General features: G+C 38.2%; 15 protein-coding genes. 13 read left to right on the forward strand and 2 right to left on the reverse strand.

Going from position 1 to position 19,783, the window contains the following annotated elements:
• Nucleotide 1 precedes the first annotated feature (1 nt).
• From AAY42_RS08710 to AAY42_RS08770, 13 genes are all read left to right on the forward strand, one after another.
• Nucleotides 2–1,708 (forward strand): FAD-dependent oxidoreductase, encoded by a 1,707-nt coding sequence (locus AAY42_RS08710; RefSeq protein ID WP_055394276.1) that lies wholly within the window; start codon nt 2–4, stop codon nt 1,706–1,708.
• Nucleotides 1,705–2,433: an SGNH/GDSL hydrolase family protein gene (locus AAY42_RS08715; protein ID WP_055394278.1), complete on the forward strand. Its 729-nt coding sequence runs from the start codon at nt 1,705–1,707 to the stop codon at nt 2,431–2,433. Before AAY42_RS08710 ends, AAY42_RS08715 begins: the two co-directional genes overlap by 4 nt.
• Before the next feature lie 115 nt (nt 2,434–2,548).
• Complete coding sequence (locus AAY42_RS08720; RefSeq protein ID WP_055394280.1) at nt 2,549–5,293, forward strand: endo-acting ulvan lysase-like protein; 2,745 nt, start codon at nt 2,549–2,551, stop codon at nt 5,291–5,293.
• Nucleotides 5,294–5,323: 30 nt separating this feature from the next.
• Nucleotides 5,324–6,853, forward strand: coding sequence for a glycosyl hydrolase family 28 protein (locus AAY42_RS08725; RefSeq protein WP_055394282.1), 1,530 nt, complete (start codon nt 5,324–5,326; stop codon nt 6,851–6,853).
• A 219-nt stretch (nt 6,854–7,072) separates the two neighbouring features.
• The gene (locus AAY42_RS08730) at nt 7,073–8,881 is read left to right on the forward strand and encodes an arylsulfatase (protein ID WP_082433568.1); all 1,809 of its coding nucleotides are present in this window, start codon (nt 7,073–7,075) and stop codon (nt 8,879–8,881) included.
• A 52-nt stretch (nt 8,882–8,933) separates the two neighbouring features.
• On the forward strand, nt 8,934–11,348 hold the full coding sequence (locus AAY42_RS08735) for a glycoside hydrolase family 3 N-terminal domain-containing protein (RefSeq protein WP_055397810.1): 2,415 nt from the start codon (nt 8,934–8,936) through the stop codon (nt 11,346–11,348).
• Nucleotides 11,349–11,454: 106 nt separating this feature from the next.
• Nucleotides 11,455–12,213 (forward strand): DUF6250 domain-containing protein, encoded by a 759-nt coding sequence (locus AAY42_RS08740; protein WP_055394283.1) that lies wholly within the window; start codon nt 11,455–11,457, stop codon nt 12,211–12,213.
• 28 nt (nt 12,214–12,241) lie between these two features.
• Nucleotides 12,242–13,081, forward strand: a complete 840-nt coding sequence (gene kduI / locus AAY42_RS08745) for a 5-dehydro-4-deoxy-D-glucuronate isomerase (RefSeq protein ID WP_055394285.1) — start codon at nt 12,242–12,244, stop codon at nt 13,079–13,081.
• A gap of 4 nt (nt 13,082–13,085) precedes the next feature.
• Nucleotides 13,086–13,880, forward strand: coding sequence for a gluconate 5-dehydrogenase (locus tag AAY42_RS08750; RefSeq protein WP_055394287.1), 795 nt, complete (start codon nt 13,086–13,088; stop codon nt 13,878–13,880).
• A gap of 5 nt (nt 13,881–13,885) precedes the next feature.
• Nucleotides 13,886–15,076 carry a DUF4861 family protein gene (locus tag AAY42_RS08755; RefSeq protein ID WP_055394289.1) on the forward strand — a complete coding sequence of 397 codons (1,191 nt, stop codon included), beginning with the start codon at nt 13,886–13,888 and terminating at the stop codon, nt 15,074–15,076.
• A gap of 114 nt (nt 15,077–15,190) precedes the next feature.
• A complete protein-coding gene (locus AAY42_RS08760; RefSeq protein WP_055394291.1) occupies nt 15,191–15,754 on the forward strand; it encodes a DUF5946 family protein in 564 nt (187 codons plus the stop codon).
• Between the two features lie 42 nt (nt 15,755–15,796).
• The gene (locus tag AAY42_RS08765) at nt 15,797–16,648 is read left to right on the forward strand and encodes an alpha/beta hydrolase (RefSeq protein WP_055397812.1); all 852 of its coding nucleotides are present in this window, start codon (nt 15,797–15,799) and stop codon (nt 16,646–16,648) included.
• A gap of 6 nt (nt 16,649–16,654) precedes the next feature.
• Nucleotides 16,655–17,548, forward strand: coding sequence for a 3-keto-disaccharide hydrolase (locus AAY42_RS08770; protein WP_055394293.1), 894 nt, complete (start codon nt 16,655–16,657; stop codon nt 17,546–17,548).
• Nucleotides 17,549–17,646: 98 nt separating this feature from the next.
• On the opposite strand, the gene AAY42_RS08775 is transcribed toward AAY42_RS08770, so the two are convergent.
• On the reverse strand, nt 17,647–18,852 hold the full coding sequence (locus AAY42_RS08775) for a hypothetical protein (protein WP_139063697.1): 1,206 nt from the start codon (nt 18,850–18,852) through the stop codon (nt 17,647–17,649).
• A gap of 124 nt (nt 18,853–18,976) precedes the next feature.
• Complete coding sequence (locus tag AAY42_RS08780; RefSeq protein WP_055394297.1) at nt 18,977–19,759, reverse strand: outer membrane lipoprotein-sorting protein; 783 nt, start codon at nt 19,757–19,759, stop codon at nt 18,977–18,979.
• Nucleotides 19,760–19,783 lie beyond the last annotated feature (24 nt).

Consider the following 19,783-nt stretch of genomic DNA (forward strand, 5'->3'; position numbering starts at 1 on the left):
AATGAAAAAACCAATACATATTGTGAAAATTAAACTCAATCAAATAATAGTATTTGTTTTGTTCTCATTTTTATTGCAATTAGGGTGCGCTCCATCTGAAAAAAAAGAATCCCTTGATGCAGATGTTATCATCTATGGCGGAACTTCAGCAGCAATTGCTACTGCAGTACAATTAAAACGAATGGACAAATCCGTTTTAATAGTTTGTCCTGAAAAACATATTGGAGGTCTGTCAACAAGCGGACTTGGATTTACGGATTTGGGCAATAAAAGTGTTATTGGAGGGATTTCAAAAGAATTTTATCAACGTGTCTATGAGCATTATCAGGATAAAAGCGCCTGGAATTGGCAACCAAGGAATGAATATGGTAATGAAGGTCAAGGAACTACCGCTATTGATGATAGTTTAAAAACCATGTGGACTTTTGAACCACATGTTGCGGAAAAAATCTTTGAAAATATGGTCAAAGAGAATAAGATCAAGGTACTTCGCAACAAATGGCTCAATAGAGAATCAGGAGTTGAACTAAAAGATGGCAAAATTATATCCATTACCATGCTGGATGGTGAAAAATACAAAGGAAAGGTCTTTATAGACGCCACTTACGAAGGTGATTTGATGGCAGCAGCCAAAGTAAATTATCATGTGGGTCGTGAAGCGAATAGTGTTTACAATGAACAATGGAATGGGGTTCAAAAAGGCGAGTATCACCACAGTCACAATTTTCAACAACTAAATATCAGTCCGTATGTAATTCCTGGAGATTCCACTAGCGGGGTACTTCCTAGAATCTCAACTGAAAATCCCGGTGAAAATGGAACTGGAGACCATCGTGTACAGGCCTATAATTATCGCTTATGTACCACCAATGCTGAAGGAAATATTGTTCCCTTTGAAAAACCGGAAAATTATGACCCTGCACAATATGAGCTGTTGAGACGTATTTTTAGAGGGGGAAGAACATCCATGTTCGGTGGAGGAAAAATACCCAATAAAAAAAGGGATGTAAATAATGTAGGTCCCTTTAGTTCAGATAATATTGGGATGAATTATGAATACCCAGAAGCATCCTATGAAAAAAGAAAAGAAATTCTAGATGAACATATAAGTTATCACAAAGGATTACTCTATTTCTGGGGACATGATGAAAGTGTTCCAGAACGATTAAGGGTAAATATCAAAAAGTGGGGACTTGCCAAAGATGAATTTATAGATAACAATCATTGGCCTTATCAGATTTACGTTCGCGAAGCTAGGCGTATGGTTGGTGATTTTGTAATGACCGAAAATGAAATCCTGGGAAAAAAGGAAGTAACTAAACCAATTGGCATGGGTTCATATACCATGGACTCCCACAATGTACAACGTTATATTACTAAAGAGGGGTATGTTCAAAATGAAGGAGATTTGGGTGTTGACGCAGACGCCTCTTATCAAATCCATTTAGGCACCATACTACCAAAAAAGGAAGAATGTAAAAATCTAATTGTGCCCGTTGCTGTTTCCAGTTCCCATATAGCTTATGGTTCAATCCGTATGGAACCGGTTTTTATGATTCTTGGTCAAAGTGCCGGAACCTTGGCAGGAATGGCGCTTGAGGAAGATAAGAGTATGTATGATATTCCTTTTGAATCATTGAGTAGGCAACTCCGGGAAGATGGTCAAATTTTAGAATACGAGCCACAGCTAGAAAAAATTTCGGAATGAAACAGAAAACATGCATTCTTCTTTTTTTTGTAGGTTTCCTTGGCATTTCAAACATACATGCGCAAGTTGTAAATGCTGGTGTAGGTGGCAATAGCACAGTAAATCTATTGAAACGTTTAGATACTGATGTTTTGCAACAAGCACCAGATTTGGTCATTTTAATGGTGGGTACCAATGATATGTTGAATTCCAAAAAGATGATTCCCTATAAAACTTATGAGGATAATCTGCAGAAGATCGTTCAAAAAATAAGTGATAAAGGGGCTGCAATATTGTTGATATCACCACCACCAGTAGATTCGGTTTACCTCTTTGAAAGACATGATAGGAAAATGTTTACTGAAGTGCCCAATGTAAAATTAGATACCGTGCGGCAAATAACGGTTAGGATTGCGAAAAAACACGAATTGAAACATTTAGATCTGTATAAGGTTTTCAGTGAAATGAATCTCCCCAAACATAATAAAGATTTGTTTTTCAGAAACTCAATGAACAGTAAAGTTCGGGATGGGGTACACCCTACAGTTTTAGGCTATCACTTTATTGGAGAATTGGTATTTCATTGTTTAAAGGAAAACAAATTATTGAAAGCAGGAAAGAAAATTGTGTGTTTTGGGGATTCCATAACCAACGGAGCTGGCACAAAAAATAAAGGCACCAGTGTTGGTGATAATTATCCCGCTGTACTTTCTAGATTGATACTTGAATATTTTGAAGATGAATAGTGGATTATAAGCGGTAACAAATCAAACTAGACTTCAATAAAATTTAAATTATAGTGAATAAAAAAAATCATTTACAACCAATCAGGCCCTAGGTAATTTATAACAAACGCAAGGTATGATGAAAAAACTTATAGCAATCACCATTTTTATTTTTATGGGAAGTGCATCTTATGCTCAAAAAAGCAATACTATCCCATTACCAAAAAATCTTGAGCAGGGATACCCCCGTTTGTACATTTCCCAAAAAGGCAAAAAAGATTTAGAAAAGACCATAAAAAAAGAAGCTTGGGCACAAGAAGTACTTTCTGGAATTCACAAGCGTATTGATGAACATGTAGAGCGTCATGCAACAAATCCAGAATGGATGGTCTCCCGCCTTATGATGTACTGGAAAACAAAAGCCACCAACGTTTACATTAATGGTATTAATTATTCGCATGCCGACGGTGAAGCACCCGTTCCTACAGTTCGCTTTACAGGGTCTCGCGATTATACCACCAATTATGCCATGCCAGATTTAGAAGACATTCTTCCATACATGGATGACGAGCGGGGACTTTATCTTCGTAACAAGACCAAGGAAGGAAATCCGTTGGAGTGGGTAGACCAGTCTAAAACCGGAGGGCAAATTCATCGGCATAACCAAAAGATTATGGGGTTGGCCCGTGACGCAGCATTTTTGTATTGGCTTGAAGAAGATGAACGTTTTGCAAAGTTTGCCTTCGATATTTTTGATACCTACATGATGGGCATGTACTATCGAAATGAGCCCATTGATTTGCTCAATGGGCATATTCAAACCTTGGTTGGGTTGGAGTGTTTTCAGGTTATTCACGAAAGCACTTTAATTTATGCATCTGAACTTTATGACTTTTTGCATCAATACATCGAACTAAACCACCCAGATAAAATTGAAACCTATGATATAACCATAAAAAAGTGGACCGACCAGATTATTAAAAATGGAGTCCCTCAAAATAACTGGAATCTCCATCAGGCAAAAATCATCCTTAAAGCAGCTATGGTTTTACGGGACAACAAATTCTATGAAGATGAAAAAGGACGCGAGTATTATATCAATTATATTTTGAATGTCACATCACCAAGACAGTGGTCAATGACTAAATTCATGGACTATGGATATGATAAAAGCAATGGGGTTTGGGCAGAGTGTCCAGGGTATTCATTTGGGGTAACAAGAGATTTGACTCACTTTATCAATGATTTTGACAATACGTTTGATCATAACATTCTGCCTTACATGCCAGTAATGAAAAAGGCTGTTAGCGTATTACCTCAATATCTCTTTCCTAATGGGCAGACCGTCGCTTTTGGAGACAGCAATTATGGATCGCTAAGTACGGGAGCCATAAGCGATATGATTCGTACAGCACAAAAGAATAATGACCAAGCATTGGAAAAAGAGTTTACTGGGCTATATCGTTTATTTAATCAAGATGCTCAACAATCAAATCGTAGTAGAAAGCCTAAATCTGATATAGGTTCATTCTTTGCAAGTAAACCATTGGAGCTCAACGCTAAGTATGGAAAAGGGAATTTAAGTGATTATATCACGCAAACCTTCTATGCACCAAACGTGAGTTGGCATGTGCAGCGCATAGGTGAAGGTAAAAACGGTATGATGGTTTCATTGAATGGCTCACTTGGTAATCACATGCACGCCAATGGCATCAATATGGAATTGTATGGAAAAGGTTTTGTACAAGGAGCCGACCCTGGAAAAGGAGCAGGTTACCTTCAGCCAATTTATCTCGAGTACTATTCGCAATTCCCAGCGCACAATACAGTTATGGTAGATGGTGCCTCTTCCTATACCGAAATGTTAAGTTATCATGCCTTTGATTTAATAGCAGAATACCCAAAATCCGGGCAAAAGGAGGGCTACTATCCAAATATCACCTATTCAGATGTCTTTTTTTTAGAACCAGAAACCCAAAGTGACCAAAATCGATTGGTTAGCACGGTAAAAACAGGCGAAACCTCAGGATATTATATTGATGTATTTCGTTCCCGTAAAAAACGAAAAGGAGATAAATTTCACGATTACTACTACCACAATTTAGGGCAATCCATGAAGGTTATGGATGCTAGCGGAAGTCCTTTAATGTTATCCCCAACTGAAGAAATGGGCTTTGCAGGGGGGCATTTGTATGCCTTGGATTATATGTGGGACAAAAAATCGAAACGTACCTCTGAAGATTATCAAGTGGAGTGGAAAATAGATTTCCCTGAAGGAAAAGAAGATGTGTTTATGAACCTATGGATGAAAGGCACGGATGGGCGTGAGGTATTCTCCATTAAGTCACCACCAAATAAAGCGTTTCGAGGTAATCATGGGTTACCTTATGAGGTAGACAAACAACCCTACCTAACATTTACTGCCCGTCAACATGGAGAGGCTTGGGAACACCCCTTCATTTCGGTGTATGAACCTTTTACCTCCAGCGAGGGAAAAAGTATTTCATCTATTGAAGGATTTGATGATGATAATGGCAATAAAGCTTTTGCCGGACTACACATTACCCATAAATCCGGAAGGCAAGATTTTATCTTTTCATCAGAGGGAGCTAAAACAGCAAGTTTTGAAAACATGTCCACCAATGGAACTTATGCGCTGATAGGGAATGAAAAAAATGGTGATTTTGTTCTGTTTTTAGGAAATGGGACCCAGCTTGAAGCCAATGGCATTTCAATAGCTACAGAGATAAAAGGCAATGTTGTTTTGGAGAAAAAGGAAGATAAAATTTTATTGCATAATCAGGTTCCCGTAGTTATTTCGGATAAAAATCATGAAAAGAAATATGATGCTGGGGAAATCAGGGAAATCATATTAAACTAAATAGGTTTTAACCAAAAAAATGAAAGTCTTATGAATCTCATTCTAAAACCTAATCTAAGTAAAGTAGCTGTAACTTTAGTTACAGGAATATGTATTCTGTTTTCATGTAAGAAAGAAACACAAAAAGGAAATACTTCACATCATGTTAAAGTATATCCTGCTCCTGACGGTATAGAACTTTCACAAGACTTTAAAGTAGCGGTTGAGGGCAAAGAAGTACCGGTTTACAACTTCAAAATTCCAGCACGTGAACCAATTCCACGTCTCAACCATTCACGAAGCGAATTTGGACTGGCCTCATTTGCGTCATTTGATATGAACGAGAGAACAGAGGTGAAAGTAACCTATCCCGAAGTCGTAAATTCGGTGAAAATATTACCAACTTCGTTTGGAATAGAACCAACCATTGAAGGCAATACAATTTCATTTACAGTAGAAACCCCAGGTAATTTAACCCTAGAAATAAATGGCGATTGGTATGAATCCTTACACATTTTTGCAAACCCTTTTGAGGACAATATTCCAGACCCTAATGATCCTAACATTATATATTTTGGACCTGGAGTCCATGATGTTAAAAGTGTAAAGGTTAAAGATAACACCACGGTTTATATAGCAGGTGGAGCTTATATAAAAGCTGGAATGGATTCTGAAGAGAAAGAAGTTGAATTACGAGGTAGAAAAAGAAATCCACCAACTTTTTTTATAGAAGGAAACCATATTACCATCCGAGGTAGGGGAATTATTGATCAATCTGCCATACCTAGACCGAAAAGACGATACACCATATTTGCCCAAAAATCCAATGATGTAAACCTTGAAGGGGTAATTATAAGGGACCCTAGCCATTGGACAATACCGTTGCAAGCCTCTGATAACATACATGTTGATAATATTAAAATACTGGGTTGGCGAGGAAATTCTGATGGTGTGGATATTTCTAACAGCCGAGATGTACTGGTTGAAAATTGCTTTTTCAGGACATTGGATGATGCTGTGGTTGTAAAATCATTTGAAGGTCGCGGAAAAGTAAAAAATATTCATGCCCGCAAGTGTGTAATTTGGAACGAATTGGCACATTCGCTGAGTATTGGCGCTGAAGTTCGAGAGAATGTTAGTAACGTTTTATTTGAGGATTGTGATGTAATCCATGATGTGGGACGTGAAACGGCACTGCGTGTTTACCATTGCGATGATGCCGTTATTAGCGATATAACTTTTCAAAACATTAGAATAGAGGAAGCTCGTAGATTAATTTCTGTTTGGATAGGTAAAACCCGTTGGACAGAAACTGAAGAGCGTGGCAATGTTCGAAATGTAACTTTCAAAGATATAATGGCCGTTTCTGCACCTATTGATACCACACTTACCGGATTTCAAGATGGGTCTGATTGGAAACCATACATCATTAGGAATCATGCAAGCATGGAGTTGACCGGATATGATGAAACGCACACTATAGAGGGAATAGTTTTTGACAATGTTGTATTGGATGGCAAAAAGGTGATAAAAGAGCAAGTAACGATTAACGAATTTGTGAATAAGATTGAAATCAAGTAACCCATAATTTAGAAGTAAGTCAATGATGAAAGCCTATAAATTTCACAACCTAAATTCATTATCCGCTAAAGGCGTTTGACATGTATAAATCCAGGTACAAAAAGGAAAAAAATCAATCCGAAAACCCTATAAAACAATAATACAGCCCATGAAAGATGAACTGGGATATGAAACCTTTTACCAAAAACCATGAATGCTTTAGAAATGAAAAAATATGCTATGAAGGTTAACGTTTGTGTAATTTTTTCGCTCATCGTCCTAGGTGCTTGCAAAGAAGAAAAAACGACAAGGAATGATAGCAAACCCAACGTCATTTTAATCTTGGTGGATGATCAAGGATATGGAGATATTGCGGCCTTGGGCAATCCTAATATAAAAACACCAAATATAGATGCCCTGCATGCCAAAAGTGTCCGGTTCACCGATTACCATGTTAGTCCTACCTGTGCCCCAACCAGAGCAGCTTTGCTTACCGGACATCATTCCAATAGAACGGGCGTCTGGCATACAGTAAATGGCCGTTCCCTACTACTGGAACGTGAAACCACAATGGCGGACATCTTTAAAGAAAATGGTTATGCTACCGGAATCTTCGGAAAATGGCATTTGGGTGACAACTATCCATTTAGACCCCAAGATAAAGGGTTTGATGAAGTATTGGTACATGGAGGTGGAGGTATTGAACAAACCATGGACTTTTTTGACAATGATTACTTTGATGATACCTACTTACACAATGGCAAACTGGAAAAATTCAAGGGGTACTGCACGGATATTTGGTTTTCAGAAGCAATCAAATTTATTGAGGGAAATAAAGAAAAACCGTTTTTCTGTTACCTTTCCACAAATACTGCCCACTCGCCCTATTTTGTGGAAGACAAGTATACGGACCCCTACAGAAACAATGAAAAAATACATCACCCCGCATTTTATGGAATGATTGCCAATATTGATGAAAACCTTGGACAGTTGGAAGCTTATTTAAACGAGGTTGGTCTCATGGACAACACCATCCTAATTTTTACAACGGATAATGGAACCGCTCAGGGAGCAAAGGTAGAGGGACATCGATTGGATGGTTTTGTTTCCAAAGGATTTAATGCCGGAATGCGAGGAATAAAAGCAAGTAAATACGAAGGAGGACATCGTGTTCCTCTATTTATGCATTGGAAGAATGGTAATATTTCAACAGGAAAAGACATTGATGAATTGACAGCACATTATGATATTCTTCCAACCTTAGTTGATTTGTGCAATCTAAATATTGACCCACAAACAAAGTTTGATGGTAAAAGTTTGGTTCCGTTGATTAATGGAGATAATCAGGATTTTAAGGATAGAATTGTTATTACCAATTCGCAAAGAACAGAAATTCCAGAACCCTGGAGAAGAACATCCCTCATGCAAGGAAATTGGCGGCTAATTGATGGTGTGGAACTGTACAATCTAAAAACAGATCCAGAGCAACGAACCAATATTGCCGACGCCCATCCTGAAAAAATCAGAGAATTTAAGGATGCCTATAATCAATGGTGGGAGGAAATATCCCCAAGTTATAAAGATCAGCCCTATATAATTATAGGTCATGAAGCCGAAAATCCGACAAAACTGTACTGTCATGATTGGCATACAGATGCGGAGGCAAGTCCCTGGCATCAGCGACATATACGTCAAGGATATAAAGACAACGGTTATTGGATGTTGAAAGTTGCTGAAAATGGAACGTATAGCATTAAACTGCGTCGCTGGCCAGAAGAAACGCATTTAGCCCTGAATGCAAAAGCCCCTATACGCCCTGCAATTCCTGGTACCAGTGTTAGCGAAAGTAAAAAAAGTAAAGCATTGCATATTCAGCAAGCCAGAATTGAAATTCAAAACATTATGCTTTCCAAAACTGTAGACCCAAATGCAGAATTTGTTGAATTTACAGTCAAACTAAAAGCGGGAAATACTAATCTTCAAACGTGGTTTGTATTGGAAGACAAAACCGAACTGGGTGCTTATTTTGCAGAAATTAAAAAGTTATAGTGCCAGCAAATACTATTTTAAATTGTTTAATATCAAAAGAACGTATCATTATATGACCAGCAAAAAAATAACATTGCTTTTAACTAGTTTTTTTCTTTTATCCCTTGGAAATGAAACGGAAAAAACTACTAAAATCTATCATAAAGACTGGATCGATTTTAATAAAAATGGAAAAAAGGACATTTATGAAGATCCATCACAAACTATAGAATCCCGTGTTTCGGATCTTATATCTCAAATGACCCTAAATGAAAAAACCTGTCAAATGGCCACCCTTTATGGGTATGCCAGGGTGCTGGAGGATGAATTGCCCACGGCAGCTTGGAAATCAAAAATTTGGAAAGATGGTATTGGCAATATTGATGAACATTTAAACACCATTTGGAACCAGGAAAAGACGCATACAACATATTCTTATCCCTTTAGCACGCATGCTGAAGCCATCAATACCGTTCAAAAATGGTTTGTTGAAGAAACGCGTCTCGGTATTCCCGTGGATTTTACCAACGAAGGAATACATGGTCTTTGTCATAAAAAAGCCACTCCCCTCCCCGCGCCGATTGGCATTGGTAGTACTTGGAACAAGGAATTAGTTTATAGAGCAGGCCAAATAGCTGGCAGGGAAGCCAAAGCTTTGGGGTATACCAATGTATATGCTCCAATTTTGGATATTGCAAGAGACCCGCGATGGGGAAGAACGGTTGAATGCTATGGCGAAGATCCCTTTCATATTGCGGAAATGGGAAAACAGATGACTCTTGGCATCCAATCCCAAGGAGTGGCCTCGACCTTAAAGCATTTTGCTGTATACAGCGTACCAAAAGGAGCACGTGATGGTGAGGCCAGAACCGACCCACATGTAGCACCTAGAGAAATGCACCAACTTCATCTCTACCCTTTCAAACGGGTTATTCAAGAAGCCAAACCTCTCGGAATTATGAGCAGCTACAATGATTATGACGGTATTCCGGTTACTGGAAGTCAATATTTCTTGACTGAATTATTAAGGGAACAGTATGGTTTTGAGGGCTACGTGGTTTCAGATAGTGAGGCGGTTGAATATTTAGAATCAAAACACAATGTTGCAGAAGATTATAAGGAAGCCGTGAGACAAGTTGTTGAGGCTGGGCTCAATATCAGAACAACTTTTAGAACTCCAGAGTCTTATATAGAGCCTTTGCGCGAACTGGTTGAGGAAGGAAGGCTATCCATGAAAACTATTGATTCGCGTGTGGAGGATATTTTAAGGGTAAAGTTCAAATTGGGTTTGTTTGATCATCCCTATGTTGAGGATACTTCGGCAGCGGACAAATTGGTCCATACAGATGCGGACAAGGATTTTGAAAGACAGATCAACCGCGAATCATTGGTGCTATTGAAAAATGAGAACAACCTGCTTCCATTGGATGTCTCTAAAACCAAAAATATTTTGGTTACAGGTCCATTGGCAAAAGAAGTCAGCTTTATGTATAGTAGATATGGTCCTGCGGAAAATCCTGCAGTTTCCATTTATGAGGGAATAAAGAACTATGGAGCTGAAAAAATTCAGGTATCCTATGAAAAAGGGTGTGATATAATAGATCCAAACTGGCCGGAATCCGAAATTATCCCCTACCCTTTGTCCAAAAAAGAACAAGCCGATATTGATGCTGCCGTTGAAAAAGCAAAACAATCTGATATTATTATTGCTGTGATGGGAGAGGATGATAAGCGGGTTGGGGAAACCATGTCACGTACAAGTCTGAATTTACCTGGTAGGCAATTACAACTTTTACAAGCCTTATATGCAACTGGAAAACCCGTGGTCATGGTTCTTATAAATGGACGCCCTCTAACTTTAAACTGGGAAAACAAATTTGTACTAGCCATTTTGGATGCTTGGTTTCCGAGTCCAACGGCTGGTGAAATTGTTGCTGAAACCCTATTTGGAGACTATAATCCGGGAGGAAAACTTTCGGTGACCTTTCCAAAATCCGTAGGGCAGATTCCGCTAAATTTCCCCTTTAAACCCGGTTCTCACGGGGGGCAACCAAAATCTGGCCCCAATGCAAACATCACTACTCGGGTTATGGGTTCATTATACCCTTTTGGTCATGGCCTCAGTTATACAACTTTTGAATATTCCAATCTGGCGGTAACTCCAAAAAAGTTAAATTCACAGGCGGAAATCCAGGTTTCATTTAATGTAACGAACACGGGGAAACGTGAAGGTGATGAAATTGTGCAACTTTACATAAAAGACGAAGTAAGTAGCGTAACCACTTATGAATCCCAACTGCGTGGATTTGAACGCGTTCATCTTTTACCCAAAGAGACAAAAACAATACGCTTTAGCTTACAGCCTGAGGATTTGGTTTTGTTGGATAAAAATATGAACTGGACCGTTGAACCAGGAACCTTCAAAGTATTGGTCGGAAGTTCTTCTGAAAACATCCATCTTAGCGATAAATTTGAGATTATGAAATAATGCCTCTTTAATGAATCATCGTTTATCAAATAAGAACCATGATTTATAGTCGTATTACAGACTATTTATAAAATTGCATATAGGAGTTAAAATCCATTCATTTAAAATGAAAACACGTTTAACACAAGTTTATATTTCCGTATTTCCATTATTATTTTTTGGGATGATGTTGTTTCCTTCATGTGCTCAACACAAGAATGTCATCCAAATAAACGATACGGTTAAGGTAAGTTCAAAATTGATTCATCAGGATGATTTTGGCAGTGATTTGGATAATTGGGTCATTGAACAAAGGGAAGGTGGAAAAGCAGAAATCAAAAATGAAAAATTGGAGATTGATGATGCCTCCGGTTGCACAATGTGGTTCAACAAAAAATTAAACGGGGCCATAATGATTGAATATGACACCTTCATCATAAAAAATGGTGGCCCAAATGACCGTGTTTCCGATATGAACTGCTTCTGGATGGCAAAAGATATGGAGCATCCAGAGAATTTATTCGAAAAATCCTTGGAACGAGGTGGTAAATTCTCAAATTACGATAGCCTTAGGCTCTACTACATGGGAGTTGGTGGACATAATAATTCAAAAACCCGCTTTAGAAGATATGTAGGTAACGGAGAAAGGCCATTGCTTCCAGAACATGATTTTACAAACCCTAATTTTTTATTGTCACCCAATCAAGTTTATCATATTAAAATAATTGCCTTCAACAATATTATTCAATATTATAGAAACGGTATTTTAATGGTTGATTATGATGATGAGAGTCCATATACCTCTGGTTATTTTGGTTTTAGAACTGTAAACAATCACATGACTATAGATAATTTCAAAGTATCTGAATTGATTACCAAGAATTAATACAAACAACAAACATAAACAAATTACAATGTCAACAACATATCAGACACGCTACGCTTCAAGTCCTGAAGCCGTTAAAAAATATGACACAACTGCGCTTAGAGAGGAATTTTTGATTGATGATTTAATGACTGTTGGAGCCATTACATTTACGTACACCCATTATGACCGTTACATTGCTGGGTCGGCAGTACCTGAAAAACCTCTAAAATTAGAAACTATTGATCCTTTAAAAGCCGATTTTTTCTTGGAACGTAGAGAAATGGGGATTATAAATGTGGGAGATAGTGGAAGTATAGAGATTGATGGTACAACCCATCAAATTGGTCATAAAGATGCTTTATATATTGGTATGGGGGCCAAAGAAGTAATCTTTAAAAGCCATGACCCTAACAAACCAGCAAAATTTTATATCAACTCTGCACCTGCACATACTTCCTATCCAACAAAAAAAGTGAGTCTTGCGGAGGCCAATAAGTTGGAGCTGGGATCATTGGAAACTTCAAATGATAGAACCGTAAGTCAAATGATCATTGGTGGCATTGTTACCACATGTCAGTTACAGATGGGAATGACAGAACTAAAAACCGGAAGTGTTTGGAATACCATGCCGGCCCACGTGCATGATCGTAGAATGGAAGTATATTTTTATTTAGATGTTCCAGAAGGACAATCCGTTTGCCATTTTATGGGACAACCCCAGGAAACGAGACATATCTGGATGCAAAACCATCAAGCCGTTATTTCACCTCCGTGGTCCATTCACTGTGGTTCTGGAACATCAAACTATACCTTTATTTGGGGAATGGCAGGCGAAAACATGGATTATGGAGATATGGATACAGCCAAAATAACCGATTTAAGGTAATAGTATGGGAATTGAACTATTCAATCTTAGTGGAAAAGTTGCATTGGTCACCGGAAGCACCCATGGATTGGGAATGGCAATGGCCAAAGGACTTGGGCAGGCAGGAGCAACCATTATTGTAAACGGTAATTCATCACAGCAAAAAATTGATGATGCCCTAAAGTATTACCAAGCTGAAGGCATCATAGCCCATGGATACAAATTCAATGTAACCAAGGAAGAAGAAGTGGCTGAAGCCATTCAAAAAATACAATCTGAAGTTGGGGCAATAGATATTCTGGTAAACAATGCTGGGATTATTAAGAGAACTCCCTTGGAAGAAATGGAAGTTGCGGATTTTAAGGAGGTCATCGATGTAGATTTGGTGAGTCCTTTCATTGTTTCCAAACATGTTGTAAAAAGCATGATTGCCAGAAAACAAGGGAAAATCATCAACATTTGCTCCATGATGAGTGAGTTGGGCAGAAACACTGTTGGTGCCTATGCTGCAGCCAAAGGTGGTTTAAAGATGCTTACCCAAAACATGGCAACGGAGTGGGCAAAACACAATATTCAGGTAAATGGGATAGGTCCAGGTTATTTTGCCACATCGCAAACCGCTCCTATCCGTGTAGACGGACATCCGTTCAATGAATTTATTGTAAATAGAACTCCGGCCGCAAAATGGGGTGACCCAAATGACTTGGGAGGAGCTGCCATATTTTTAGCTTCAAGAGCAAGTGATTTTGTAAACGGACATATTTTATATGTTGACGGAGGAATTTTAGCAACCATAGGAAAACCATCAAACGAAAAATAAGAATCATGATACATTATCCAAAACTATCGCTTTTAACAGTCTTAGCACTTTTAATAGTAGGATGTTCCGAAAAGACCCCTCCACAGTTTGTGGTAAAAAATAGTTTGGACATGGACCGTTCTTTTGAGACCGTTGAAATTAATTTAAAAGAACTTGTTGAGGATAGTGATCCAATGGTTGAGGCCTCGAAAATTTTTGCTGTCATAGATGCCGCAACAAAGAAAGAAGTGATTTCGCAAATTAGCGATAGTGACGGTGATGGCATTGATGATGTATTATTGTTTCAACCCAGTATCAAAGCAAATTCAGAAAAGATATTTGAAGTTGTTTTAAAAGAGAAAATTTTGGAAACGGATACCGATCCGCATTGCTATTCAAGATTTGTTCCAGAACGTACTGATGACTATGCATGGGAAAACAACCGGGTTGCATTTAGAATGTTTGGACCAACCGCCCAAAAAATGATAGAGGATAGTATCCCGGGAGGAACACTTTCCAGCGGTGTAGATGCCTGGCTCAAAAAGGTGGATTATCCCATTATCAACAAATGGTACAAAAAAGAACTGGAAACCAGTGGCAGTTATCATGAAGATGATGGTGAAGGACTTGACAACTTTCATGTTGGAGCAAGTCGCGGTGTGGGAGGCACTGCTGTTAAAGTTGATTCATCATACTATTTTTCCAAAAACTTCACTAGCTGGAAAACAATCTCCACTGGCCCAATCAGGACTAGTTTTGTTCTTGATTATGCAGATTGGGATGCAGATGGAAATACAATATCCGAAACAAAGCACATTTCTTTGGATTATGGAAGTAATCTTTCAAGGTTTGAGATTGAATTGGCGGGAACAGATACCATTTCTGTTGGATTGACCTTGCATGAAAAAGATGGAACGACCAGCGTAGACATGGAACAAGGATGGGCAAGTTACTGGGAGCCACATGAAGGTTCAGAATTAGGACAGGGTATTGTAATTGATGAAGGCGCAGTTGTTGGGTTTGAAAAATATGAAACCAACATCAACGATTTAAGCAATCTTTACGCCCATCTAAATACCACTAATGGCAAAGTAGTGTATTATTCAGGTTTTAGCTGGAAAGAAAGTGACCAATTCACTACAAAATCTGAGTGGAATGCATATCTATCCAATTTTGCAAAAAAAATAAACAACCCATTAGAAATTAATAAACTGTAAAGTTTGGGCAAGATTGAATATTAATTTTTTGATCAATCAAGATTTAGCAACAAGTGGGCATGTTTATTTAAACCCAGTACATCATAAAGAAAAATCTTTTATTTTGAAACGACAATGAAAGATTATATAGACATGGCGGAGAAAAATGGCATTAGCCTCGAGGAGCGAGGTGCATGTCAGTTTTGTGGAGCAGGAACAACTCGTGGAGTACATGAATGTATTGAAATTTTCAATCTGGGGTTTCAATTAATAAACTATACCCAGATTGAAAATCATTTGTATAGATTTTTGAGTGTAGATGCCCATACACTTCAACATTCGGAAATTCATGGGAGATGGAACAATCATTTTCATTTAACAAGGCAGCACTTAATGCTTGATTACAAGGTTATCTGGAATTATGATTTATCACCAATACTAAGTAATTACCTGAACAAATATAAAATCAATAGAACTAATGAATTCTTAAAGCCCCCACCAATTTTACAGCGAGGGAAAATTACGACAACGGATGTTTTGAGCAACTCAAAAAGCGAAATTGAATGTCAACGAATGATTAAAAAATGGGCTTTGGAAGTATATCAGTCTTGGAGTGACCACCATGAGTTAGTCGATACGATTGCAATAGGATTTATCAATAAAAACAAAAAACAATTAAGAATAATAGAGCAATTATAATTGGGTAAAATGATGAATTCAATCCTAATAGAAAAAAAAATCATGAAACTATTTTTGCTTGGTTTTCTTTTTTCGTTTTCACAAATGATGTCTTCACAGAGCACAGAAAGAATTTATTTGTGGCCTGATGCAGTACCCAATGAAGAAGAGGCAAAACATGCACCAAAACAAGTGGACAACACTTCTGGAAATGTAATACGGATTACCGATGTCACTAACCCAGAGTTGCTTGTTTACGAACCAAAAACTGCAAATAACTTAGGGACTGGAATAATCGTTTGCCCTGGTGGAGGTTATGCTATATTGGCAATTGACAAGGAAGGATACGAGGTTGCCGAATGGTTGGCCGAATTAGGATATACAGCATTTGTTCTATCCTATCGTGTTCCAAATAATGAAAAGGGTGCCTTGAACGATATTCAAAGAGCCATACGAATTGTACGTGCTAACTCCGAAAAATATCATATTGGTCGGGAAAAGATAGGGGTCATCGGTTTTTCCGCAGGAGGAAACTTATGTGCAAGAGCTTCTACCAATTACACCAAGAACTCTTACGACAAAATAGATGAAATTGACAATGAGTCCCCCAAACCAGATTTTTCAATGCTCATCTATCCTGCCTATTTAGATTTAGGCGAGAACAAGAGTATCTCCCCAGAATTAAACTTGAATATTGATACCCCACCATTTTTTATATTCGGAACAATTGATGATCGTCATGGAAACAGCGCGCTCGTAATGACAAAGGCCCTTCGGGACCATAAAAAATCGGTGGAACTGCATATGCTACCAAATGGTGGTCATGGATACGGATTGCGCAAAGGAAATCTTGCCGCTGAAACATGGCCCGTTATGGCCCAAAAATGGATGCAAAGAACAATCAACATAAATTAATCTAATATGAAAACCAAATACATTTTTTCTGCTTTGGGAGTAATCTTTTTAGCATGTACAGCACTTAAAACTGAATCCGTTAACAAATCAATAGAAACCGATTGGGAATTATTACTGGATAAGGATTTGAGCAAATGGGACATATTTATGGGAGTTCCGCATTATTCTGTAGAATTGGAAGGATATGAGAAAGGAAATGGCATGAAAGGTACGCCCATTGGATTGGGTAAAGACCCCTTAAATGTATTTTCCGTAAAAGAAATGGACGGGGAACAGGTACTCCATATCACAGGTCAAATATATGCCGGATTGAGCACTAAATCAGAGTTTGAAAATTATCATTTTAGCACTGAATTCAAATGGGGCACCAAACAATGGGAGCCCCGATTGGAAGACAAAAGGGATAGTGGCATTTTGTACCACTGCCAAGAACCCCATGGTCAGTTTTGGAACGTATGGATGAAAGCTCCAGAAATGCAGGTTCAAGAGAGTGATTGTGGTGATTTTCATCCTTTGGCAGGTGTAGCTATGGACATCAGAGCTTCAAAGGTTGATGAAAATGGAAAAGAATTGTGGGCCTATGACCCAAATGGCGAAATCAAGACCTTTAAAAGTGGCCCAGGCGGTAGATGTAAAAAAAGCATCAATTACGAAAAACCAAATGATGAATGGAACTTATTGGAACTCATTTGTATTGGAGACAAAGCCTACCATATTGTAAATGGTAAAGTAGTTATGGTCTTGGAAAATTCAGTTCAATTTGATGAAGAAGGTACTCCAACTTCCCTGACAAAGGGAAAAATACAAATTCAGTCTGAAGCTGCAGAGGTGTTTTATAAAAACTTAAAAATAGCCAAGGTGGATAAACTTCCTAAGGCCTTTGCAAAGCAACTGAGATAAATACTCGCAAATAATTAGGGCAAGTATACTATAATCTTTTATAAGAGGCCAGGTTTGAATCTGGCCTCTTTATGAATTTATCTTTGTCCCTAGAGCAGCTAAAAAAAACGGGAAATAGTCAGCCGTAAAAAACTATCCTCTCTAAAATTTCCCAGAATCAATTCTTCATCCCCAATAGCGCTAAATATCCTTGCTTCTATCTCAGCCCGCCAATTGGATCCAAAGCGCCTTGATGCTTCCAAGCTAAAAATCTTACTACTGGATTCCAGATCGGCCACCCCCCCAATTAATATAGAGGTATCCTGAATATCGTTAAACGCCAATCTACTCCCGAAGAAAATATCGTTCTGCAAAGCATTTAAAGAAAGTTCATCCCTTTCATCATACAGATATTCGGTTAACAAACCAATATCCAATCCGTTCCCATCAATATTGCTAAAAGTATATTCTAATCCAGCAACAAGTGCCATAAAATCTTGGGCATCGGTATTTCTATAGATACTTTCCAATTTCCACAGAAAAGCGTTGTGTGTTATCTGTACATCCAATCCAGTCTGATGAATTACCGGATAAAATGACTCAATATTTCCAAACTGGTCAAAAATGAAAAGTGGTTCACGCCCAGTACCATAAAAATGTGAAAGACCCACATCAAAAACCCCAAAATAATGCTTCCAGCGAATAGCTACATCTTGTCTCCATTCTTCAGCACCACTTTGATAGCCAATATCATCCGCATCAATAACGGTCCCAAAACGCAATCTTCCCTTCTCCCCTGGAAAAGTTCGCTTTCGATTAAAGGGCAAATAGAAAAAATCAAAAGTTCCGATTTTATTGGTGATGTAACTGTATTGCACCATTGGTTGTCCCAATTTTTCCTCGCCATCAAAGGTTTCAACGGCATCAGTCTGATTTATAATATCCACCAAATGGTTACTTTCTGCAACACCCCAGTATACTTTCTTTAACCCAACGCTAAACTCCCAGTTGTTTTTGGCCTTTTGGTAATACAGTTCACGAATATCCCAATGGGTGCGTTCATCATCACGGTCCACTCTTAAAAACCCTGTAAAATTTATACTTTCATAACCCTCATTCCATGCTACTTCGTATTCTGGGCGTATGGCAAAGGAAGGATAATGATCTAGTTGTCCAGTAAACTGTGCTTCGCTCATAAAATAGCGGTATTCTGCTTCCAATTCGAACTCAAGCTCATGGATGACCTTGGGTTTTTCTTCATTTTGAGCCCGCAGCAAGACTGCCAACATGCAAAATATAACCAAAAAAATATGTGGTCTACTCATTCTTAATCAATTGAAGTGTGGTTGAAAATCAAGGCCGAGGTATGTGCAAGCTTTACACTATCACACCTAAAAGCTAGCAATAGATATACCCCGGCTTTGATATTATATGACAATGTGATGCAGGCTAACTCCCTGCCCTTTTTAATGCTACTTCGGTAAAATCCTCTTCCGCCAATTCCGCACCAAAATTATATTCCCCAAACTTTAATAGGGTTTCTTTATTACTTTGATGGTTGACCATTTTAAATGTCGCAGCTCTCCAAAATTTGTCTTTATACAGCTTGTAATCACTATACGTCAACGTTTTTAACAATGCGTTCTTTCTGTCATAAAATTCAATTTTCTCTAGACGGTATCCCTTGTTCTTGTTATACGTTACAATCCTCCTTGTGTAACCAGATTTAGGGTCTACAGGATCTTGCTCAACGTGTAACAAATCTCCTTCTTCTTTAAGAAATTTATATGCATATTTCTCTATCTCTTGGGAAGACAGATCTTCGTAGGCAAACTCACTTCCCACAAAAGGGCCCGATTTGTTGTTTGATGATATTCTTTTCACCCTTTTAATAGAGGGCAGGTACAGCCATTGATCGTCTGCCCCTATTTTGTGGGTATATGTCAAGGTTGCGGTTCCTTTTACATCTTTTGGGCTTTCAAAAACGATTAAAGATTTGTCACCATCCTCTATCAATTCCAATGTGCGATTGGTTAAAAAACGCTCACTCGTTTGTCCATTCTTATTTTTGAGTGTCATTTTTAAATCCACTATTGAGCTTCCAAATCCTTCATCTGCTTTTTCAGCCGCTTTTGCAATCTGTAACCCCCGTTCTTCATTTGATTGTGCGTTAACACCTGTAATTGCTAGCATTAAAGCTGTTATTGGGGTAAAAAACTTTATTCTTTTCATTTTGTATAATTGTTTGTGTTTGTA

This window comes from Flagellimonas eckloniae (assembly GCF_001413955.1).
Classification (GTDB): domain Bacteria; phylum Bacteroidota; class Bacteroidia; order Flavobacteriales; family Flavobacteriaceae; genus Flagellimonas; species Flagellimonas eckloniae.

What these genes read in the sequence shown, in the direction of transcription:
- AAY42_RS08710 (WP_055394276.1), top strand. Translation starts at nt 2, where the DNA reads ATGAAAAAACCAATACATATTGTGAAAATTAAACTCAATCAAATAATA.
- AAY42_RS08715 (WP_055394278.1), top strand. Translation starts at nt 1,705, where the DNA reads ATGAAACAGAAAACATGCATTCTTCTTTTTTTTGTAGGTTTCCTTGGC.
- AAY42_RS08720 (WP_055394280.1), top strand. Translation starts at nt 2,549, where the DNA reads ATGATGAAAAAACTTATAGCAATCACCATTTTTATTTTTATGGGAAGT.
- AAY42_RS08725 (WP_055394282.1), top strand. Translation starts at nt 5,324, where the DNA reads ATGAATCTCATTCTAAAACCTAATCTAAGTAAAGTAGCTGTAACTTTA.
- AAY42_RS08730 (WP_082433568.1), top strand. Translation starts at nt 7,073, where the DNA reads ATGAAGGTTAACGTTTGTGTAATTTTTTCGCTCATCGTCCTAGGTGCT.
- AAY42_RS08735 (WP_055397810.1), top strand. Translation starts at nt 8,934, where the DNA reads ATGACCAGCAAAAAAATAACATTGCTTTTAACTAGTTTTTTTCTTTTA.
- AAY42_RS08740 (WP_055394283.1), top strand. Translation starts at nt 11,455, where the DNA reads ATGAAAACACGTTTAACACAAGTTTATATTTCCGTATTTCCATTATTA.
- kduI (WP_055394285.1), top strand. Translation starts at nt 12,242, where the DNA reads ATGTCAACAACATATCAGACACGCTACGCTTCAAGTCCTGAAGCCGTT.
- AAY42_RS08750 (WP_055394287.1), top strand. Translation starts at nt 13,086, where the DNA reads ATGGGAATTGAACTATTCAATCTTAGTGGAAAAGTTGCATTGGTCACC.
- AAY42_RS08755 (WP_055394289.1), top strand. Translation starts at nt 13,886, where the DNA reads ATGATACATTATCCAAAACTATCGCTTTTAACAGTCTTAGCACTTTTA.
- AAY42_RS08760 (WP_055394291.1), top strand. Translation starts at nt 15,191, where the DNA reads ATGAAAGATTATATAGACATGGCGGAGAAAAATGGCATTAGCCTCGAG.
- AAY42_RS08765 (WP_055397812.1), top strand. Translation starts at nt 15,797, where the DNA reads ATGAAACTATTTTTGCTTGGTTTTCTTTTTTCGTTTTCACAAATGATG.
- AAY42_RS08770 (WP_055394293.1), top strand. Translation starts at nt 16,655, where the DNA reads ATGAAAACCAAATACATTTTTTCTGCTTTGGGAGTAATCTTTTTAGCA.
- AAY42_RS08775 (WP_139063697.1), bottom strand. Translation starts at nt 18,852, where the DNA reads ATGAGTAGACCACATATTTTTTTGGTTATATTTTGCATGTTGGCAGTC.
- AAY42_RS08780 (WP_055394297.1), bottom strand. Translation starts at nt 19,759, where the DNA reads ATGAAAAGAATAAAGTTTTTTACCCCAATAACAGCTTTAATGCTAGCA.